Annotated in this window: 18 protein-coding genes; 10 read left to right on the forward strand and 8 right to left on the reverse strand. The window is 66.1% G+C overall.

The window, feature by feature from the left end; genetic code table 11:
* Positions 1 to 2: 2 nt before the first annotated feature.
* Positions 3 to 1004, reverse strand: a complete 1002-nt coding sequence (locus ATE70_RS00165; RefSeq protein WP_058535962.1) for an arginine N-succinyltransferase — start codon at positions 1002 to 1004, stop codon at positions 3 to 5.
* The gene (locus ATE70_RS00170) at positions 1001 to 2209 is read right to left on the reverse strand and encodes a hydrolase (protein ID WP_058535963.1); all 1209 of its coding nucleotides are present in this window, start codon (positions 2207 to 2209) and stop codon (positions 1001 to 1003) included. The genes ATE70_RS00165 and ATE70_RS00170 overlap by 4 nt, the downstream gene beginning before the upstream one ends.
* Before the next feature lie 194 nt (positions 2210 to 2403).
* On the opposite strand from ATE70_RS00170, the gene ATE70_RS00175 reads away from it, so the two are divergent.
* A complete protein-coding gene (locus ATE70_RS00175; RefSeq protein ID WP_058535964.1) occupies positions 2404 to 3579 on the forward strand; it encodes a GGDEF domain-containing protein in 1176 nt (391 codons plus the stop codon).
* 2 nt (positions 3580 to 3581) lie between these two features.
* Here ATE70_RS00175 and ATE70_RS00180 read toward each other — a convergent pair whose 3' ends face one another.
* Positions 3582 to 3881: a hypothetical protein gene (locus ATE70_RS00180; protein ID WP_056371424.1), complete on the reverse strand. Its 300-nt coding sequence runs from the start codon at positions 3879 to 3881 to the stop codon at positions 3582 to 3584.
* A gap of 214 nt (positions 3882 to 4095) precedes the next feature.
* Here ATE70_RS00180 and ATE70_RS00185 point away from each other — a divergent pair, with 214 nt between their 5' ends.
* From ATE70_RS00185 to ATE70_RS24620, 8 genes are all read left to right on the forward strand, one after another.
* Entirely contained in the window at positions 4096 to 6189 is a 2094-nt protein-coding gene (locus ATE70_RS00185; RefSeq protein ID WP_058535965.1) for a malate synthase G, read from the forward strand.
* A 396-nt stretch (positions 6190 to 6585) separates the two neighbouring features.
* Positions 6586 to 7557 (forward strand): magnesium transporter CorA family protein, encoded by a 972-nt coding sequence (locus tag ATE70_RS00190; RefSeq protein WP_058535966.1) that lies wholly within the window; start codon positions 6586 to 6588, stop codon positions 7555 to 7557.
* Positions 7554 to 7682, forward strand: a complete 129-nt coding sequence (locus tag ATE70_RS25575; protein WP_269433804.1) for a hypothetical protein — start codon at positions 7554 to 7556, stop codon at positions 7680 to 7682. Before ATE70_RS00190 ends, ATE70_RS25575 begins: the two co-directional genes overlap by 4 nt.
* An 84-nt stretch (positions 7683 to 7766) precedes the next feature.
* Positions 7767 to 8261, forward strand: coding sequence for a hypothetical protein (locus ATE70_RS00195; RefSeq protein ID WP_058535967.1), 495 nt, complete (start codon positions 7767 to 7769; stop codon positions 8259 to 8261).
* A gap of 28 nt (positions 8262 to 8289) precedes the next feature.
* Complete coding sequence (locus ATE70_RS00200; protein WP_058535968.1) at positions 8290 to 8913, forward strand: DJ-1/PfpI family protein; 624 nt, start codon at positions 8290 to 8292, stop codon at positions 8911 to 8913.
* An 81-nt stretch (positions 8914 to 8994) separates the two neighbouring features.
* Complete coding sequence (locus ATE70_RS00205) at positions 8995 to 11010, forward strand: GMC family oxidoreductase N-terminal domain-containing protein (protein ID WP_058535969.1); 2016 nt, start codon at positions 8995 to 8997, stop codon at positions 11008 to 11010.
* Between the two features lie 207 nt (positions 11011 to 11217).
* Positions 11218 to 11946, forward strand: a complete 729-nt coding sequence (gene trhO, locus ATE70_RS00210) for an oxygen-dependent tRNA uridine(34) hydroxylase TrhO (protein ID WP_082639340.1) — start codon at positions 11218 to 11220, stop codon at positions 11944 to 11946.
* A gap of 513 nt (positions 11947 to 12459) precedes the next feature.
* Positions 12460 to 13419: a hypothetical protein gene (locus ATE70_RS24620; protein ID WP_058535970.1), complete on the forward strand. Its 960-nt coding sequence runs from the start codon at positions 12460 to 12462 to the stop codon at positions 13417 to 13419.
* 19 nt (positions 13420 to 13438) lie between these two features.
* Here ATE70_RS24620 and ATE70_RS00220 read toward each other — a convergent pair whose 3' ends face one another.
* The gene (locus ATE70_RS00220; RefSeq protein WP_058535971.1) at positions 13439 to 14065 is read right to left on the reverse strand and encodes a class I SAM-dependent methyltransferase; all 627 of its coding nucleotides are present in this window, start codon (positions 14063 to 14065) and stop codon (positions 13439 to 13441) included.
* 93 nt (positions 14066 to 14158) lie between these two features.
* Between ATE70_RS00220 and trxB the strand changes: the two genes are divergently transcribed.
* Positions 14159 to 15124 carry a thioredoxin-disulfide reductase gene (gene trxB / locus ATE70_RS00225; RefSeq protein WP_058535972.1) on the forward strand — a complete coding sequence of 322 codons (966 nt, stop codon included), beginning with the start codon at positions 14159 to 14161 and terminating at the stop codon, positions 15122 to 15124.
* Between the two features lie 80 nt (positions 15125 to 15204).
* On the opposite strand, the gene ATE70_RS00230 is transcribed toward trxB, so the two are convergent.
* The 4 genes from ATE70_RS00230 to ATE70_RS00245 are packed head-to-tail and all read right to left on the reverse strand — an operon-like array spanning position 15205 to position 17940.
* Entirely contained in the window at positions 15205 to 16002 is a 798-nt protein-coding gene (locus tag ATE70_RS00230; protein ID WP_058535973.1) for a hydrolase 1, exosortase A system-associated, read from the reverse strand.
* The gene (locus ATE70_RS00235; RefSeq protein WP_058535974.1) at positions 15987 to 16655 is read right to left on the reverse strand and encodes a hypothetical protein; all 669 of its coding nucleotides are present in this window, start codon (positions 16653 to 16655) and stop codon (positions 15987 to 15989) included. Before ATE70_RS00235 ends, ATE70_RS00230 begins: the two co-directional genes overlap by 16 nt.
* A gap of 14 nt (positions 16656 to 16669) precedes the next feature.
* On the reverse strand, positions 16670 to 16948 hold the full coding sequence (locus ATE70_RS00240; RefSeq protein WP_058535975.1) for an acyl carrier protein: 279 nt from the start codon (positions 16946 to 16948) through the stop codon (positions 16670 to 16672).
* A complete protein-coding gene (locus ATE70_RS00245) occupies positions 16945 to 17940 on the reverse strand; it encodes a GNAT family N-acetyltransferase (RefSeq protein ID WP_058535976.1) in 996 nt (331 codons plus the stop codon). The genes ATE70_RS00240 and ATE70_RS00245 overlap by 4 nt, the downstream gene beginning before the upstream one ends.
* Between the last annotated feature and the right edge of the window lie 18 nt (positions 17941 to 17958).

A 17958-nucleotide genomic window follows, 5' to 3' on the forward strand; every position in this document is an offset into this window, starting at 1 on the left:
GTTTAACGTCCGATCCAGCTGATGCCGCTGCCCTTGCCGACACCCAGCAGCTTCGCGGCCTCGCTGTCGAGCGTCGCGCCGTCGCCGATCTTGCCGAAACAACAGCGGAAATCGGCGAGCTGCCCCGTCGCGACCAGCGCGTCTTCTCCCGTTTCGGCGATCGCCGAAATCTCGATATGCTTGGCGTCCTTGATGCTCGCGACCTGATCGGTGCGCGCGGTCATCGTGGGGCCGCCGTCGAAGATGTCGACATAATTTTCGAACGCGAAGCCTTCATTCTCGAGCATGCGCATCGCCGCGCGCCCGGTCGGGTGCGGCACGCCGATGACGCTGCGCGCATGCTCGCCCAGCATCGCGATATAGACGGGATGCTTCGGCATCAGGTCGGCGATGAACTGGTTGCCGTGGACCGCGTTGAACTGGTCGGCTTCCTGGAAATTCATCCCGAAGAATTTGCCCGCGACCCCGTCCCAGAAGGGCGATCCGCCCGCCTCGTCGATCACCCCGCGCAGCTCGGCGAGGATGCGGTCGCCGAAGCGCGCACGGTGCCGCGCGATGAACAGATAGCGCGAGCGTGCGAGCAGCAGCCCGAGCCCGCCGGCGCGCGCCGCGGGGTGCAGGAACAGCCCGCCGACCTCGCTCGCGCCGTTCAGGTCGTTGCTGAGCATCAGCACCTGCGCGTGGAAGGTGCGGTCGAGCTGCTCGCTATGCTTGCTGTCGGTGCCGATGCGATAGGAATAGAAGGGCCAGCGCTGGCCGACCTGCCCGAAAATCTGGCAGGTGCCGCGCACTTCGCCGCTGTCCATATCTTCGAGCACGAGCAGGTACAGTTCGTCCGACGGATATTCCTTGTCGCTCGCGAACGAGGCTTCGGTGCGCTCGAGCTTGGCACGCAACGCATTCTTGTCGGGGGGCAGGTTGGTGAAGCCGCCACCGGTCAGCTTCGCCATCTCGTAAATGCTTTGCAGGTCGCCCGGCTTGGCCGCCCGGATCACATAATTCACACAGTCCCCCGTTCCGCTATTCTTGTCATGGTGAGTGCCGATAACTGCGCGCGTTCGGCGAGGCTGTCGACGATCAGAAATTCGTCCGACGAATGGATCGCGCCGCCGCGCGGACCCATCGTGTCGACGACGGGCACGCCGCATGCCGCGATATTATTGCCGTCGCACACCCCGCCCGTCGCGTTCCAGCCGATCGGCAGGCCAAGCGCGGCGCCGCAATCGCGCACCAGCTCGAACAGACGCGTCGCCGCGGCGTCGAGCGGCTTCGGCGGACGGTTGAAGCCGCCGTGGACGTGGCAATGCACGTCATGCTCGCGCGAGATTGCCGCGATCGCATCGCGCATCGCGGCTTCGGCCGCCGCCATCGCATCGGGGGTCGACGGGCGCATATTGACGCGCAGGATCGCGCTGTCGGGCACGATATTGTTCGGGCCGCCGCCGTCGATCTTCGCCGGATTGACCTTGAGCGTATCGGACTTCAGCGCGCCGAGCCGCAGCGCGAGATCGGCCGCGGCGAGCAAGGCATTGCGCCCGTCCTGCGGATTGCGCCCGGCGTGGGCGGCGCGGCCGTGGACGATCACCGAGAAATTGCCGCTGCCCGGCCGCGCGCCCGCCAGCGTGCCGTCGGGCAGCGCGGGCTCATAGGTCAGCGCCGCGGTCTTGCCCTTCGCCAGCTCGGCGATCAGCCGCGCCGACGCCTGGCTTCCCGTTTCCTCGTCGCTGTTGATCATCACGTCATAGCCGACGCGGCTCGCGAGCGGCGATGCCTCCAGCGCGGTGAGCGCCGCGAGGATCACCGAAATGCCGGCCTTCATGTCGGCGGTGCCGGGGCCGTTGAGCACGCCGTCTTCCAGCCACTTCAACGTCTGGAATGGGTGATCCACGGCAAACACCGTGTCCATATGCCCGGTCAGCAGCAGCTGTACCGGCGCCTCGGGTCGCACGCGCAGGTGCAAATGGTCGCCGCGCTGGATGGTTTTGACGGTGCCGGCGCTGTCGACGCTTTCGACCGGATCGGCGGCAACCAGCCGGACTTCGCCGGGCAACGCCGCAAAGGCATCGGCCAGTTCGCCCGCGACGGTCTTCAATCCCGCGAGGTTGCCGGTGCCGCTGTTGATCGCGGCCCATTTCTCCACCTGCACCAGCATCGGCGCATCGGCGGCGCGTTCGAGCGTCGCATTTTCTGTCGCGGTGAGACTGACCATGGGGTGGCTATAGCGAGCGACGATGGGCTTTTGCACCCCCGGGGCGGCACTTTTGTCTTCACTGTGCTGCAAGTCACTGTTCCGGGCCGCTCTCTTCGGTAATGGGGCAGTCGAATTGCACCGAATCGCAACACATTAACCGAAAGTTCGGAACAGCCTCGTTACGCTGACCGAACCGATAAGTGAGTGAGCCGATGACCGCCGCCTTTGTGCTTGGCATCAACATGTCCGTCGCCGGCATTTTCGCCGTTGCGTTCGCCGTGGTCGCGGCGACGAACCGCGACGCGCGCGGCGCGCGGTGGCTTGCGCTTGGCTACGGCATGGGGATCGTCAATGTCGCGCTCGAGTTTCTTCTGACCCGGCAGGTCGATCCCAACCCCGTCGGCATCGGCATTTTCCTCGTCTTCCTGCTCGCGCTCAGCTTCGCGCTGATCGGCGTCGCGCATCATTATCGCGCGCGGCCGCCGTGGGGCGCGATGGCCGCGATCTGGGTCGTCACCATCCTCGCCGTGCCAGTGATCTTCAGCATGACCTACGGCTCGATCGTGCGTCTGATGCTCTACCAGCTTCCCTATTTTGCGATGCAGACGCTGCTCGGGCTCGTGATCTGGCGCTCGGGCCGGCGTCAGGCGCTCGACCTGCTGCTCGTCGCGCTCCAGGTGATCGCGGCGGCCATCTATGTCGCCAAGCCCTTTATCGCGGCGATCGTGGGCACGGCGAGCGCACCGCAGGGCTATATGGCGACGACCTACGCCGCGATCTCGCAAAGCGGGAGCGTCGTCACGCTGATGGCGATCGCGCTCGTCATGCTGCTTGTGATCATGCGCGACACCACCGCGGAGATGGTCGCGCGCTCGGAAACCGATCCGCTTTCGAGCGTGCTCAACCGGCGCGGTTTCGAACATCATGCCGAACTGGCGTTGCTGCGCGGCGGGGACGTGACGGTGCTCGTCACGGCTGACCTCGACGACTTCAAGAAGATCAACGACAGTTTCGGCCACGCCGCGGGCGACGGGGTGATCGCGCATTTCGCGGCGATGCTGGTCGATGCCGCGCCCGCGGGTGCGATCGTCGGCCGGATCGGGGGCGAGGAATTCGCCGTCCTGCTTCCCGACGCGCTGCTGTCCGACGGCCGCCTCTACGCCGAAACCGTGCGCACGACCTTTGCGGCGGCGCAATTGCCGGTGCTGGGGGTCGATCGCGGCTTTACGGCGTCTTTCGGCGTCGCGCAGCGTACCACGGGCGATTCGCTGTTCGACCTGTCGCGCCGCGCCGACGCCGCGCTGTACCGCGCCAAGGCGGGCGGGCGGAATCAGGTGCGGGTCGCGATTGGCGAACTGGCGCCGGCACCCGCCGTGGGTGTTGCCTGATTTCAGACCGCGAGTAGCGGCGTGTCTTCGGGTTGCGGCGGCGCCGCTTCGAAGTTTGGCAGCGGATCGAAAGTCTCTTCGATCAGCTCGATCGACGCGAGGCCGCCGAGCTTGAAATGGCCGAGCCGCGGCTCCTCGTCGGATCGCCAGTTCTTGTTGAGGTTCAGCGCGCTGATGAACAGATCGCCGCGCCGTTCGAACAGAAGATGCGGCGCCAGCGTCAGGACTTGCCCATTGTAATGCGCGGTCACCTTTCGCTTGCGGGCGATGGCTTCCATCAATTTCAGTCGTGTGTCGTCCATGGTTTCAGAGCCGTTCGGGGGAGAAAGGTTTTATTGTGCAATGCAGCATAATCACATGCGGGCGCGGTGGGCAAGTGCCGAAAGTCCGCGCAGCGGCTGAAAACCTATGCGGGAAACACCGCCCATTGCCAATCGAAATCAATCGCGGCATAGGGCGACGGCCCTTTCCTCCCCGGGTCCACTGGCGCAGCCGCGCCGACCAGAGGGTGCTTGCATGACTGAATTTCTCGATCGCTCCGGCCTGTCCGTCGATTCGCGACTGGCCGACTTTATCGAGCAGCGCGCGCTGCCGGGGACGGGGCTCGACGCCGCCAAATTCTGGAGCGATTTCGCCGGGCTGCTCGGCAAATTCGCGCCCGAAAACGCGTCGCTGCTGGCAAAGCGCGAGGATTTGCAGGCGCAGATCGACGCCTGGCACGAAGCGCGCGCCGGACAAGCGCATGACGCTGCGGCCTATCAGGCGTTCCTTCGTGACATCGGCTATCTGGTTCCCGAACTCGCAGCCTTCAAAGTCGGCACGCAGAATGTCGATCCCGAAATCGCGACGATGGCGGGACCGCAGCTCGTCGTGCCCGCGCTCAACGCGCGCTTCGCATTGAACGCCGCCAACGCGCGCTGGGGCAGCCTCTACGACGCCTTCTACGGCACCGACGCGCTTGACGCGCCACCGGCCAAGCCCGGCGGCTATGACGCCGACCGCGGCGCCGCGGTGATCGCGCGCGCCAAGGCCTTCCTCGACGAAGCGGTGCCGCTTGCGTCGGGCAGCTGGGCCGACTGGCAGGGCGGCGAGCCCGCGCTCGCCGATCCCGCGCAATGGGTGGGCAGCAGGCCCGGCGGCATCCTGCTCCGCCACAACGGCCTGCATATCGAACTGGTGATCGACGAGGGCAGCGCGATCGGTAAGACCGATCCCGCGGGCATCGCCGACGTCGTGCTCGAAGCCGCGCTGACGACGATCATCGACCTCGAAGACTCGGTCGCGGCGGTCGATGGCGAGGACAAGGCGCTCGGCTATGCCAACTGGCTCGGCCTGATGCGCGGCGATCTCGTCGAAAGCTTTGCCAAGGGTGGGCAGACGGTCACCCGCGCGATGGAGGCCGACCGCGAATGGACGTCGCCGTCGGGCGAGTCCTTCGCCCTCCACGGCCGCAGCGTGATGTTCGTGCGCAACGTCGGCCATCTGATGACGACACCGATGATCCGGCTCGCTGACGGCACCGAAGCGCCCGAGGGCCTCTGCGACGCGGTCATCACCAGCCTCTGCTCGATCCATGACCTCAAGGGCCTCGGCACGCTCCGGAACAGCCGCGCGGGCAGCATCTATATCGTCAAGCCCAAGCAGCATGGCCCCGAGGAATGCGGTTTTACCAACCGTCTGTTCGATGCCGTGGAAGATATGCTCGGCCTCGCGCGCCACACGATGAAGGTCGGCGTGATGGACGAGGAACGTCGTACGTCAGCGAACCTCGCCGCGTGCATCCACGCCGTGAAGGACCGCATCGTCTTCATCAACACCGGCTTCCTCGACCGCACCGGCGACGAGATCCACACTTCGATGCGCGCGGGTCCGATGATCCCCAAGGGCGAGATGAAGGCGAGCGACTGGATCGCCTCCTACGAAGACCGCAACGTCCGCATCGGCCTCGCCTGCGGCCTCAGCGGCAAGGCGCAGATCGGCAAGGGCATGTGGGCAATGCCCGACCTGATGAAAGCCATGCTCGACGCCAAGATCGGCCATCCGAAATCGGGCGCGAACACGGCATGGGTTCCGTCGCCGACCGCCGCGACGCTGCACGCGCTGCACTATCATCAGGTCGACGTGTTCGCGCGGCAGAGGGAAATCGCGGGCGAAGCGGTGCCGTCGCTCGACCGCTTGCTCAATATCCCGGTTGCGACCGGCCGCAACTGGAGCGAAGCCGAAATCACCCGCGAACTCGATAACAATTGCCAGGGCATCCTCGGCTATGTCGTGCGCTGGATCGATCAGGGCGTCGGCTGCTCGAAAGTGCCCGACATCGACGACGTCGGCCTGATGGAGGATCGCGCGACTTTGCGCATCGCCAGTCAGGCGCTCGCCAACTGGCTGCTCCACGGCGTCTGCACCCCCGAACAGGTCGACGCCGCGCTGGCGCGCATGGCGGCGAAGGTCGACGCGCAGAATGCGGGCGATGCGCTCTATGAAAAGCTGACCCCCGACGGCATCGCCTATCAGGCCGCGCGCGCACTGATCTTCGAGGGCGTGACGCAGCCGTCGGGCTATACCGAACCGCTGCTGCACAAATATAGGCAAGCGAAAAAGGCGGCGTAGCGCCAAAGGCGGCTTTCGACCTTCTTTTTTATCGTCACCCCGGACTTGATCCGGGGTCCCGCTGTTGGGTCAGGCCGTGCCGACGCGTCAGAAAAGCGGGATCCCGGGTCAAGCCCGGGATGACGAAGGGGGGGGGGGGCAACGCCGCCCCGCCTTGATCTGTCACCGCCCAAAAACAGGGCAGCCCGGCGTCATTGCTTCACAAATTGACACCCCCGGCCGCCGGGCGCATATCGCCGCCCGCCGGAGCGCGACTCCGGCATCAACCCAAGGACCGAAAAATGGACCCCGACAGTAGACGTCGCACCATATGTCCGGCAGCCACGGCGGTCCGTCAGGGGTAATCTCCTGCGCATCTCCTGACGCTGGCGGACGCCAGCATTCAGGAGACACTCCATGTTCAACGCTTTCGTTCGCGAGGCCGATCGCCTCGTCCGCGCCGATATCGGCGCGGCAAACCCGCCCGCGATCCTGTGGGCGGATATCGTCCATCCGACCGCCGCCGACGCCGCAAATGCCGCCGCCTTGCTGGGGATTTCGATCCCGACGCTGCCCGAAATGCAGGAAATCGAGCCCTCGGCGCGGCTTTACGAAGAGGTCGGCGCGCAGTTCATGACGGTGCCGATCGTCGTCGGGCTCGACGGCGATGCGCCGCGCCTTGCGCCCGTCACCTTCATCCTCGGCGCGGCAAGCCTCGCGACGGTGCGCCATGCCGAGGCGGCGCCGTTCGAACAGGTCGTCGCGCGCCGGCTGCGCACCAACGGCGCCACGACCGCCGAAACGCTGATGCTCGACCTGATCGAGGCGATCGTCGACCGCGTCGCCGACGTGCTCGAACGCAGCGCGCTCCACTGCGACACCGTGTCGCGCGACGTTTTCGCGCGGAAGGCGGCGGGCGGCGGCACCGAAGGTCCGGCGCGCGATCTCGAAGCGATGCTCGGCCGCATCGGGCGCGAGGGCGACCTGCTCACCAAGCTGCGCGAATGCCTCGTCGGGCTCGCGCGGATGCTGTCCTATCATGGCACGCGCAGCGAAGGCAGCGCCCGCGAGGCGCGCGCACGGCTCAAGACGATCCAGCGCGACGTGCAGGCGCTGACCGATCACGCCAGCTTCCTGTCGGGCAAGATCAACTTCCTGCTCGACGCGACGCTCGGGCTGATCAACCTCGAACAGAACCAGATCATCAAGATTTTCACCGTCGCCGCGGTGGCTTTCCTGCCGCCGACGCTGATCGCGTCGATCTACGGCATGAATTTCGACCTCATGCCCGAACTGCGCTGGCAGTACGGCTATCCCTTCGCGATCGGGCTGATGCTCGTCTCGTCGATCCTGCCCTTCGCCTATTTCCGCAAGCGCGGGTGGCTGTGATGCCGGTGGGAGACAGGCGATGGACCTTCGACCGCGACCGTATCGATCTGGACCTGCTCGCCGGCCGACAGGGCGGGGCGGCGGGCAACGGCAGCGTCACGCTGGGGTCCACGATCCGGCGATAACGGAACGGCGAGCGGCCTTTAGCGACTTGCTGCTTGCGGCGCACACGTGTTAGAACATATATAGAACATTGTTGGAGATGCCCATTGTCCGCCGCCGTCGATCCTGCCTATCGCCATTATCCCAAGCACGCCGAGTTTCGCGAACCTATCGAAGCGGGCGGCGCGGCGCTCAAGCTCTATCACCTGACCGCCACCGACGCGCCGGTGCCGGACGATGTGGCCAGGCTCTGCGCCGACTGGTTCGCCGGACACGCGCCGGCGGCCGTGGCGCCGGGCGATTGCGGCTTCGTCATCCTCCACCGCTGCGGCGCCGATTTCTATTTCCTGCTCGTGTCGGTGTGGCGGGGGTCGAACGAACTCTGGGAAGCCGTCTGGTATCGCCACGGCGACATGCCCGCCTTCGCGCCGTTCGATTCGGCCTATCCGCCGGAAGCGGGCGCCCCGCGCCCGACCTTCTGCGTCTGGGAGCTTGGAATCGTCGCGCACGAGAGCGCGGCGTGGGGCCGTTACCTCGCGTCGCCGCGCGACGACACCGCGCGGTCGCGCTGGGTTGATGATATCTTCGAAGGCGCTGTATAGGCGCCGCTCGTTCAAGGGGAGTTTTGACGTGCAGATTGCGGTGCTGACCTTCGACGGCTTCAACGAACTCGATTCGTTCGTTGCGGCTGGAATCCTGAACCGTTTGCGCGGGCAGGGCTGGGAAGCGCACATCACGTCGCCGACGCCGCGCGTCACCTCGATGAACGGCGTGACGATCGAGCGCCAGCAACCGCTCGACTTCGCGGCAAAGGCCGACGCGGTGATCATCGGCAGCGGGATCAAAACGCGCGAGATCGCGGCGGACCCGCTGATGCTCGGGCGCATCCGGCTCGACCCGTCGCGCCAGCTGATCGGGGCGCAATGTTCGGGGACGCTGCTGCTCGCGAAGCTCGGGCTGGTCGGCGCGCTCCCCGCGTGCACCGACCTCACGACGAAGCCGTGGGTGATCGAGGCCGGAGTCGAGGTGCTCGACGCGCCCTTCGTCGCGCACGGCAATGTCGCGACCGCGGGCGGCTGCCTCGCGTCGCAATATCTCGCCGCGTGGATCATCGCGCGGCTCGCCGGGACCACGGCGGCCGAAGAGGCGCTGCACTATGTCGCGCCGGTCGGCGAGAAAGCGGACTATGTGACGCGCGCGATGGCGGCGGTGCGGCCGTTCCTTGCGGAAGAAAATCTCGCGCGCACCGCGTAACTGGCGATCCCGTACAATAGATCTTGCCCCGGCCTGCTATAATCCGGCATTTTGCGGCGTGCGCAAACTGGGGGCAGGGCAATGACGGCACCGTTTAATTTCGGGCAGCTCAAATTTCTGAAGGCGCTGACCGAAGCGCTGTTTCACGACGCCGAGATGGTGATTTCGGCCGATCAGGTCGTCGCCAATGTCTGCGACCTGTTCGAAAAGGTCGGCGGCACCAAGCTCGACGAGATCCGCCTGTCGCTGACCGCGACCGAACTGGTGCTCGGCGGCCCCTTCTTTACCGAGAATGATGTCGCGGACCGCGTCGAAAGGCTGACCGATCGCCTCAAGAACAGCCAGATCGACCTGTTCCAGGACATGGCGCGGCTGCGCGGCGTCATCTACGCCTGCTATTATGGCCATTGGCAGCCGGGGCTCGAACCCGGCGATCAGGCAGCCAATGCCGCCAATCCGGTGCATCGCCAGATCGGCTTCACCCTCCCCAAATTCCGCCAGCGCGGTAGCTATGACGTGCCGCTCGAACCCGTGCACGGGCGCGAGATCGACCCCGCGCATATCCTTGACGCGTCGACGCTCGAGGACGAATATGATGTGATCGTCATCGGCTCGGGCGCCGGGGGCGGGGTCGCCGCGTATAATATCGCGGCGCAGGGTTATAAGGTGCTGATCGTCGAGGCGGGCCCCTTCTACCCCAGCCACGCGATCACGCACCACGAGCTCGACATGATCGCCAAGCTCTACAAGCATGGCGCGCTGCAAACCTCGACCAACCGCGATTTCGTGGTGTTCCAGGGGCGCTGCGTCGGCGGATCGTCGACGATCAACAACGGCATCTGCCTGCGCGTCAACGAGCCGGGACGCACGCATCCAGATGCGAAGGATGTGCTCGCCAAATGGGCGAGCATCGGCGCGCCCGTCGACGCCGCGGCGTTCCATGCGAGCTATGATGCGGTGCGCGACAAGCTCGGCATCGCCCCCATCGAACCCCGCAGCGGGCGCCATAACGGCCCGCATCTGATCGAGGGATGGCGCAGCTATGCGGCCGGATCGACCAACCCGCGCGACCAGCGCGCGATCGCCGACTGGTTCGCCAAGAATTTCGGCCCGCCGAACACCGCCAGCGCGTGCGCCTATTGCGGCTATTGCAATTCGGGCTGCGCCTATGGCCGCCGCATGGGCATCGCGCAAACCTATCTGCCCGAGGCGTGCCGCGATTTCGGCGCGCGCATCCTGCCCGGGACCAAGGCAGACCGCATCGTCTGGCAAACCGCCTACGACGGGCGGCGCGAGGCCGAAGCGGTCAAGCTGGTCCTCCCCGACGGGTCGAAGACGCTGGTCCGCGCGCGCGTCGGCGTCGTCGTCGCCGCGGGCACGATCGCGTCGTCAAAGCTGCTCGACCGCAGCGATATCGACCGTACCGGCTATCAGGTGTCGCTCAACGTCGCCTCGCCCGTCGTTGCCTTGATGCCCGACCGCGTCGGCGGCGATGCGTGGGACGAGGACCAGATGTCGAGCTATGTCGACTGCGGCGACTTCCTGCTCGAAAGCCATTTTCAGCCGCCGATGTCGATGGCGTCGCTGATGCCCGGCTGGTTCGGCGACCATGCCAGCCGGATGAAGAATTTCGGCCGCGTCCATTCGGCGGGCATCCTTTTTCCCGCCGACCGGCGCGGGCAGGTGAAGGACGGCAAACTGGAGTTCCGGCTGGACGTGGACGACGATCTGCCGGTGCTGCGCGACGCGATGGCGACGCTGACCAAGGTCCATTTCGCCGCGGGGGCGCTCGAATGCTATCCCGCGCTGGCCAAGGGGCAAAAGATCACGCCCGGCATGGATGTCGATGCGTTTTTCCGCGATGCGATCCGCGAACAGGACGATGTCACGCTGTCGAGCAGCCACCCGCACGGCGGCAATGCGATCAACGAGGATCCGGCGTACGGCGTCGTCGATCTCGACTGCCGCGTCCACGAAACGACCAATGTCTTCGTCACCGACGCGAGCACTTTCCCCAGCTGCATCCGCGTCAACGCGCAGTGGACGACGATGGCGATGGCGCAATATGCCACGGGACGGAGTGATCCGTTCGGGTGAGGGTGTGTTGATCCTCCCTGTCGCGCAGCGATGGGGAGGTGGCAGCGCGCAGCGCTGACGGAGGGGCGAATGGCGCGACGTTGCAGCCCCTCCACCACCGCCTGCGGCGGCGGTCCCCCTCCCCATCGCTGCGCGACAGGGAGGATTGGCTCCTCGCAATAACCTTGCTTTTGTTGGATGGGGCAAACGGGTAAGGGGAGCGCCGCCATGACCTTCACCGTTGCCGCCCTCTACCGCTTCGCGCCATTCGACGATCCTGCCGCGCTGCGCCAGCCGCTGATCGACCTGTGCGCGGCAGAGGGCGTCATGGGCACGCTGCTCCTCGCGCGCGAAGGCGTGAACGGGACAATCGCCGGGACCGCGGCAGGCATCGCCGCGGTGCTCGGCCATATCCGCGGCCTGCCCGACTGCGCCGAACTCGACGTCAAATATTCGGCCGCGACCGAGATGCCGTTTCAGCGGATGAAGGTGCGGCTGAAAAAGGAAATCGTGACGATGAAGGTGCCGGGGCTCGACCCCGCGCGCGACGCCGCTCCTTACGTGGACCCCGCCGACTGGAACGCGCTGGTCGACGACCCGGACACGGTGCTGATCGATACGCGCAACGGCTTCGAGGTCGGCTACGGCAGCTTCGCGGGTGCGGTCGATCCCGAAACCAAAAGCTTCGGCGAATTCCCCGACTGGTGGCGCGCCAACGCCGACCGTTTTGCGGGGAAGCGCGTTGCGATGTTCTGCACCGGCGGCATCCGCTGCGAAAAATCGACCGCCTTCCTCCGCCACGAGGGCGTTGAGGATGTCGTCCACTTGAAGGGCGGTATCCTCGCCTATCTGGAACAGGTGCCCGAGGGCGAAAGCCGCTGGCACGGCAGCTGCTTCGTCTTCGACGAGCGGGTGAGCGTCGGGCACGGCCTCGTCGAGGTCGGCGAGAAGGAATAGGGCAGGAACGACGGTTCGTCCGACGGGGTGACCGACCGCTTTGGGGATGCTGAGCGGACGTTCATGTTACCCATTTTTCCTTGTTACCCATTTTTCGTCATCCCGGACCTGATCCGGGATCCCGCTTTTTTTAGGCATCGACTGGCTTCGATCTCAAGCGCGACCCCGGATCAGGTCCGGGGTGACGATGATGGAAGAGGCGGCTTCCGGCCTGTAGCGGTCATTCATCTGGGTCGGGCGAAAGGCTGCAATGGGGTGGTAAGCTGTCGCATTTCCCCTTCTTCGTCATCCCCGCGAAGGCGGGGATCCCGCTTGGCGGCGGCGAGAAAGAAGCGGGATTCCCGCCTTCGCGGGAATGACGGGAATCGGTCGATTCATGCCGTTCCCGCACCCCGGGCGAAGCCCGCGGCCGCCGACATGACGAAATAGGGTCGCTTGTGCGGTAAAACTCTTTCCTACATCTAACCCATATGGTTCCCTTGCGTGGTTTTAACTTACCGAAAGGACGAATCGATGGAACACGCCATTCCCGATCCCGCCGCCATCGCCGCGCCCGCCAGCTACCACTGGACCCCGGCGCTTCAGCGCGATTTCCTGGGCCGCCTCGCGACGAGCGGCTCGGTGCGCATCGCCGCCGCGCATGTCTCGATGTCGCCGAGCGCCGCCTATCAACTGCGCCGTCGGCCCGAGGGCGCGGCCTTTTCGCTCGGCTGGGCCGCAGCGTTGCTCATCGCGCGCGACCGGCTCGCCGACGAACTGCTCGACCGCGCGATCTATGGGGTCGAGGAAAGTGTCGAACGCCAGGCCGAAGCCGAAACGCAGCGCGCCTTTACCAAGCGCCGCCGCCAGATCCCAAGCCTCGGCCTCGCGATGCTCGCGCGGCTCGACCGCGCCGTCGACGTGCGCGCCCGCGCGGGCGAGGCGATGCTCGCGCAGATCATCGCGGGCGACTGGGCCGGGTTCCTGTCGCTCTTCGATATCGGCGCCGGCCATCCCGATGCGCAGGGCCATGGCGCCGCGCTCGCGTGCTGGCTCGCCGGCCGCGACAATCGCGCCAACCCGCTCGCCAGCCTATGGAAAGACACCCCGATCGCGAGTGAAGTTGCGCAGTTTTCCGCGCTTTCCGAAAGCGACCCCGAACCCGAACCGACCCCCGAAGAGGAAGCCGCCGAAATGACGATCTGGGCCGACGAGGAAAGCGGCGAATGGCGCACCAACTTCCCGCCGCCCGACGATTATGTCGGGATCGAGGAAGGCGCGTTCGGCGACAAGGATTATGAACGCACCCTCGACGACGAAGAGGCGGAAGCGTGGGAAGCCGCGCATGCCGAGATCATCGCCCCGCTGCGCAAAGCGGGCGAGGTCGCGCGCCGCGCCTTCTTTGGTTTGCCGGTGACGGCGAATGGCCCGGCGCCTGCGGCGAAGGAAGACGCACAGGCGCTCACAATGGGGACGGTTGAACCCTCTTCGTGAGATGGTGCCTCGCTACCAATCAGCCCGTCGCGTGCGCCGCGCCATATTCGTACCAGCCGAACGGCCGCGGCGTTTTCGGGATGTAAGCGGCCGCCTGCCGGTCGACCGCGAAACCCGCCTTTTCATAGGCGTCGCTGATCGGCCGGGTCAGGTGGCAGTTGCCGCCGATGCGTTTCCACACCGGCTCGATCCGCCGCTGCCACTTCGCGACCCCGGCATCGGGCGCGGCGCCATGTTCGAGGAACAGCGCGGTCCCGCCGGGCTTCAGCACGCGGCGGATTTCGGCGAGCACCGCGGCCTGATCGTGAACCGAGCATAAGGTGAAGGTGGTAACGACGGTGTCGAAAGAACCGCTCTCAAACGGCATCGCCTCGCCGATCCCTTCACGGATATCGGCGTCGATCCCGCGCGCCGCCGCCGCCGCGACGCTCATCGCGAGCAGTTCGGGCGAGGGATCGAGCCCGCTGAAGCTCTCGATCTGCCCCGGCCGGTAAAATTCCATGTTGATCCCGCCGCCGCAACCGAGTTCGAGCACATGTCCGCGCGCGTTCGGCACGACCTTGCTGCGCACCTTCATGATCTGCCCCTGCGAACAGGCGCATTTGATCAGCCGCGGTACCCCATGACGTTCCCACCAGCTCGCCATTCGCCAGTCTCCCCTTGGCGCGGAAGGTGACCCTTGCTAGCGCGGTTGGCAACACCCATCTGTGCCTGTCCGCACCGCCAACGAAAGATCGTTATGCCCGCCGTCCATCACACCAAGATGCTCATCCTCGGTTCCGGCCCCGCCGGTCTGTCGGCCGCCATCTATGCCGCGCGCGCGGGCATGATGCCGATCGTGGTGCAGGGGCTGCAACCCGGCGGCCAGCTGACGATCACCACCGACGTCGAAAACTACCCGGGCTTTGCCGAGGTGATCCAGGGGCCGTGGCTGATGGAGCAGATGACCGCGCAGGCGACGCATGTCGGCACCAGCATGATCTGGGACACGATCGTCGACGTCGACCTGTCGCGCCGTCCGTTCAAGCTGACCGGTGACGGCGGCGACGTCTATATGGCCGAAACGCTCGTCATCGCGACGGGTGCGCAGGCGAAATGGCTCGGCGTGCCGGGCGAACAGGAACTGGGCGGCAAGGGCGTTTCGGCGTGTGCGACGTGCGACGGTTTCTTCTATCGCGGCAAGAAGGTCGTGGTAATCGGCGGCGGCAACACCGCGGTCGAGGAAGCGCTCTATCTCACCAACCACAGCGAAGACGTTACGTTGATCCACCGCCGCGACCATTTGCGCGCTGAAAAGATCTTGCAGGACCGCCTGTTCGCCAATCCGAAGATCAAGGTGCTGTGGAACAAGCGCGTCGACCGTTTCGTCGCGGGTGAAGGCGTGTCGGGGCTGGTCGGCGTCGACCTGATCGACACCGAAACCGGCGCGGCGAGCTTTGAGCCGACCGACGGCGGCTTCGTCGCGATCGGCCACAGCCCGTCGACCGAGCTGTTCAAGGGCAAGCTGCCGCTCGACGACGACGGCTATCTCGAAGTGACGCCGGGTACGTCGCTGACCGCGATCCCCGGCGTCTTCGCCGCGGGCGACGTCACCGACAAAATCTATCGTCAGGCGGTGACCGCCGCGGGCATGGGCTGCATGGCGGCGCTCGACGCGGAGCGGTTCTTGGCCGAGGCCGAATATCACGCGATGGTGGACGCCTGACAAAACGTCGTCCCAGCGAAAGCTGGGACCGCTATCGTCGCCAATGAACGCCAGCGATCCCAGCTTTCGCTGGGACGGCTTCATGATTCGAGAGCCACCAATACCCGCTGATACAGCCAGTCGGCATCCTCTCCGGCGAAGCTGTGCGACGCGCTGGCGAGGCGTTCGACCGGAAGGTGCTTGAGCGCCGACGGGCAATTTTCGACGAAAGCCTGCGCGGTGCGGTCGCCGGTCGCGAGCAGGATCGTCGCGGGTGTGTCCAGCCCCGTGATGGCCCGGTCGAGGCGCGCCGCGAGACTATCGGGCGCAGCAGGCACGGCAGTCGCCTTGAGCGCCGAAAGCCCGCGGAACAATTTGCGGAAATCGACCTCGCCCTTGATCAGCCGCAGCAGGCTTTTCGGGTCCTTCAGCCGCGCCAGATAGCGCGCGCGGATCGCCGAAGCCGGAGGCAGCGCAGGCTCCGCGGCTTCTGCGGCGTCACTGTCGTAAGTCCACGGATTGGCGACGATCAGCCCATCGAGCGCCAACGGCTGGTGAAGCAACAATGCGCTCGCCGCATCGCAATTGCCGAAGCCGATGATGCGCGTCACGTGCGGCGCCGCTTCGCGAAACGCCGCAATCGCCGCATTGATATCGGGTCCGCTGCTTTCGAACCCGCCATTCATGCCCTCGCTGTCGCCGATCCCGCGCCGGTCGAAACGGAACACCGGATGCCCCGCCTCGGCGACCCGCGCCGCCAGCATCGCCATGCCGCGGTGTGCGCCGCTGCGGATTTCATTGCCGCCCGACACGATCAGCAGGCCGGTCCTGCCCGCCGCATCGTCGAGGCTCGCGGCGAGCGTCGCGCCTTCGCAGGTGAAGCTCAGCTGATGCCGCATGTCGTGCTCCATGCGGAAATGTCGGCGGCAATCGCAGCCGCCATCGCGGCATCCTCGCCCGGCTCGGCGCGCAGCCACAGCGGCGTTCCGGCGATGCCGTCGGCACCGAGGGCGATGTTGCGCAACGGCTCCACCGCTTGCGCCTCGCTCTTGCCGAGCTGCGCGACCATTTCGGGGGACAGTCGGTTGCCCGCGACGAGCAGCGGCCTGGTCTTCGCCTCTTCCTGCAAACTTTCGAGCGAAGAGGTCAGTCCGGCCTCGCGGTCGGCGCTCACTCTTGCACGCATCAGGGTGCGGAGCAGCGACGATCCACCGACAGGCCCCAGCCGCCACCAGGCCGCGGCTTTCACCTGGTGGTCGATCAACACGCCGCCGCGAACCGACGCCACAAGGATCGGGCCATCGATGCCCGCCGCAACCTTGACAAGCGCATCTTGCCAGCGCGCCAGATCGACCTGTTCCAAGGGAACGAGGCTTTCATTCTGCCCCGGCAGATCGGGAAGCATTGCTCCAAAACCCTCGGCCGCCAGTGCGCGCATCGCGAGCACCAAAGTGCGGCGCGTGCGGTTCGCTTCCTCGAACAGCGGCGGGACGATCAGGATGGTGGCGCGGGGCGTGCCCGCGGGGTCGATGCGCAATCGATGTTCGCTCATGCGCGCATCCGGGCTCAGCCGGTCACTTTGCGCAGCGAAAAGGCGAGCAAATTGCCGTAGGTTTCAAAGATTTCGCCGTCGATCTCGTCATCGTCGATCAGGATGCCCAGCCGGTCTTCCATCTCGGTCAACACCGTCGCGACCGCCATCGAATCGAATTCGGGCAGCTCGCCGAACAGGCCGCTGTCTTCGGTCAGCGCGGCGGCGCGCGCTTCGCCGAGGCCGAGCACGTCGGCGAGCAGGGCGCGAAGGGTGGCGTCGACGCCGGATGCTTTGGTAGCGGGTTCGGTCATGAGTCTTTCCTGAGCAGCGAACGGGCGAATGCCTTCAATGCCGGACCCCATGCCGCGACGCGCGACGGATTGAAAGCCTCGATGCGCCACAGCGGGTCGTGCCGATTCATCCAGTCGCGCTTGTACCCGTCGTTACCGGTGCCGAAATCGACGCGCTTCACGCCATCGACCTCGATCACATGGCGGAACAGCGCCGCTGACAGCAACGTACCCGGCGAGGCTTTCAGGCTGTCCTCGACATGCGCGAGCTTGTGGATGAAGGCGGTGCCGTCCTCGACCGTCCAGAACTGCGCGGCAACGGGGAGACCGTCGATACGCGCGATTCCCATGCGCAGGCGGCCGCCATCGCTCTCGGCCTCTGCAAAGGCGCGGAGCAGGGCGGGATGCCCCTCTTCTGGTTTCCAGCTCGCGGCATAGATTTGTTCGTAAGCCGCCCAGCTTCCCGGATCGAAATCGGTGAGCAGCTGAATATCGACCACGCCCTTCTTCGCCTTGCGCTGAACGGTATTGCGCAGCGCGCCGGGCCGGCTCGCCCACCAGGCGTCATGGTCCATCTCGCCCAGGTCGAGCCAATGGCGATCCCCCGCAGGCGCCTTCTTCACCCACCAGCCCGCAGCGCGTAGCGCGGCGGTCAGCGCATCGGGGTCGGCAACAGGGTAAAGCGTCAGACGCGCGGCTTTTTGGCGAAGATCGGCGAAAAGCGCGCCAAGGGCGCCGCCGCGATCGCCGTCGCCATCGAAAAGTGGCCGGATCGAAAAGCTGTACCAGTTGGTGAGGCCGGCCAGATCGCCCGGCGCCTCGACCCGCAGCGGCAACCACGCACGCGTCGCGCCCGCGCTGCCACGTGCGTCGATTCGGTCATGGCCGGCAAAGCCATGCGCGGTGAGCAGGTCGAACCATTCGGCCCGGTCGAACGGCGACGCAAAGCCGGCCGCGCGCGCTGTGGCGGGCAGCCGCTCATCATTAGCGTGATGTTCACCGTTCCCTTGCATGGTGCCGCCCTCTATCAC

Origin of the sequence: Sphingopyxis sp. H053, assembly GCF_001468225.1 — a bacterium.
Taxonomy (GTDB): Bacteria; Pseudomonadota; Alphaproteobacteria; order Sphingomonadales; family Sphingomonadaceae; genus Sphingopyxis.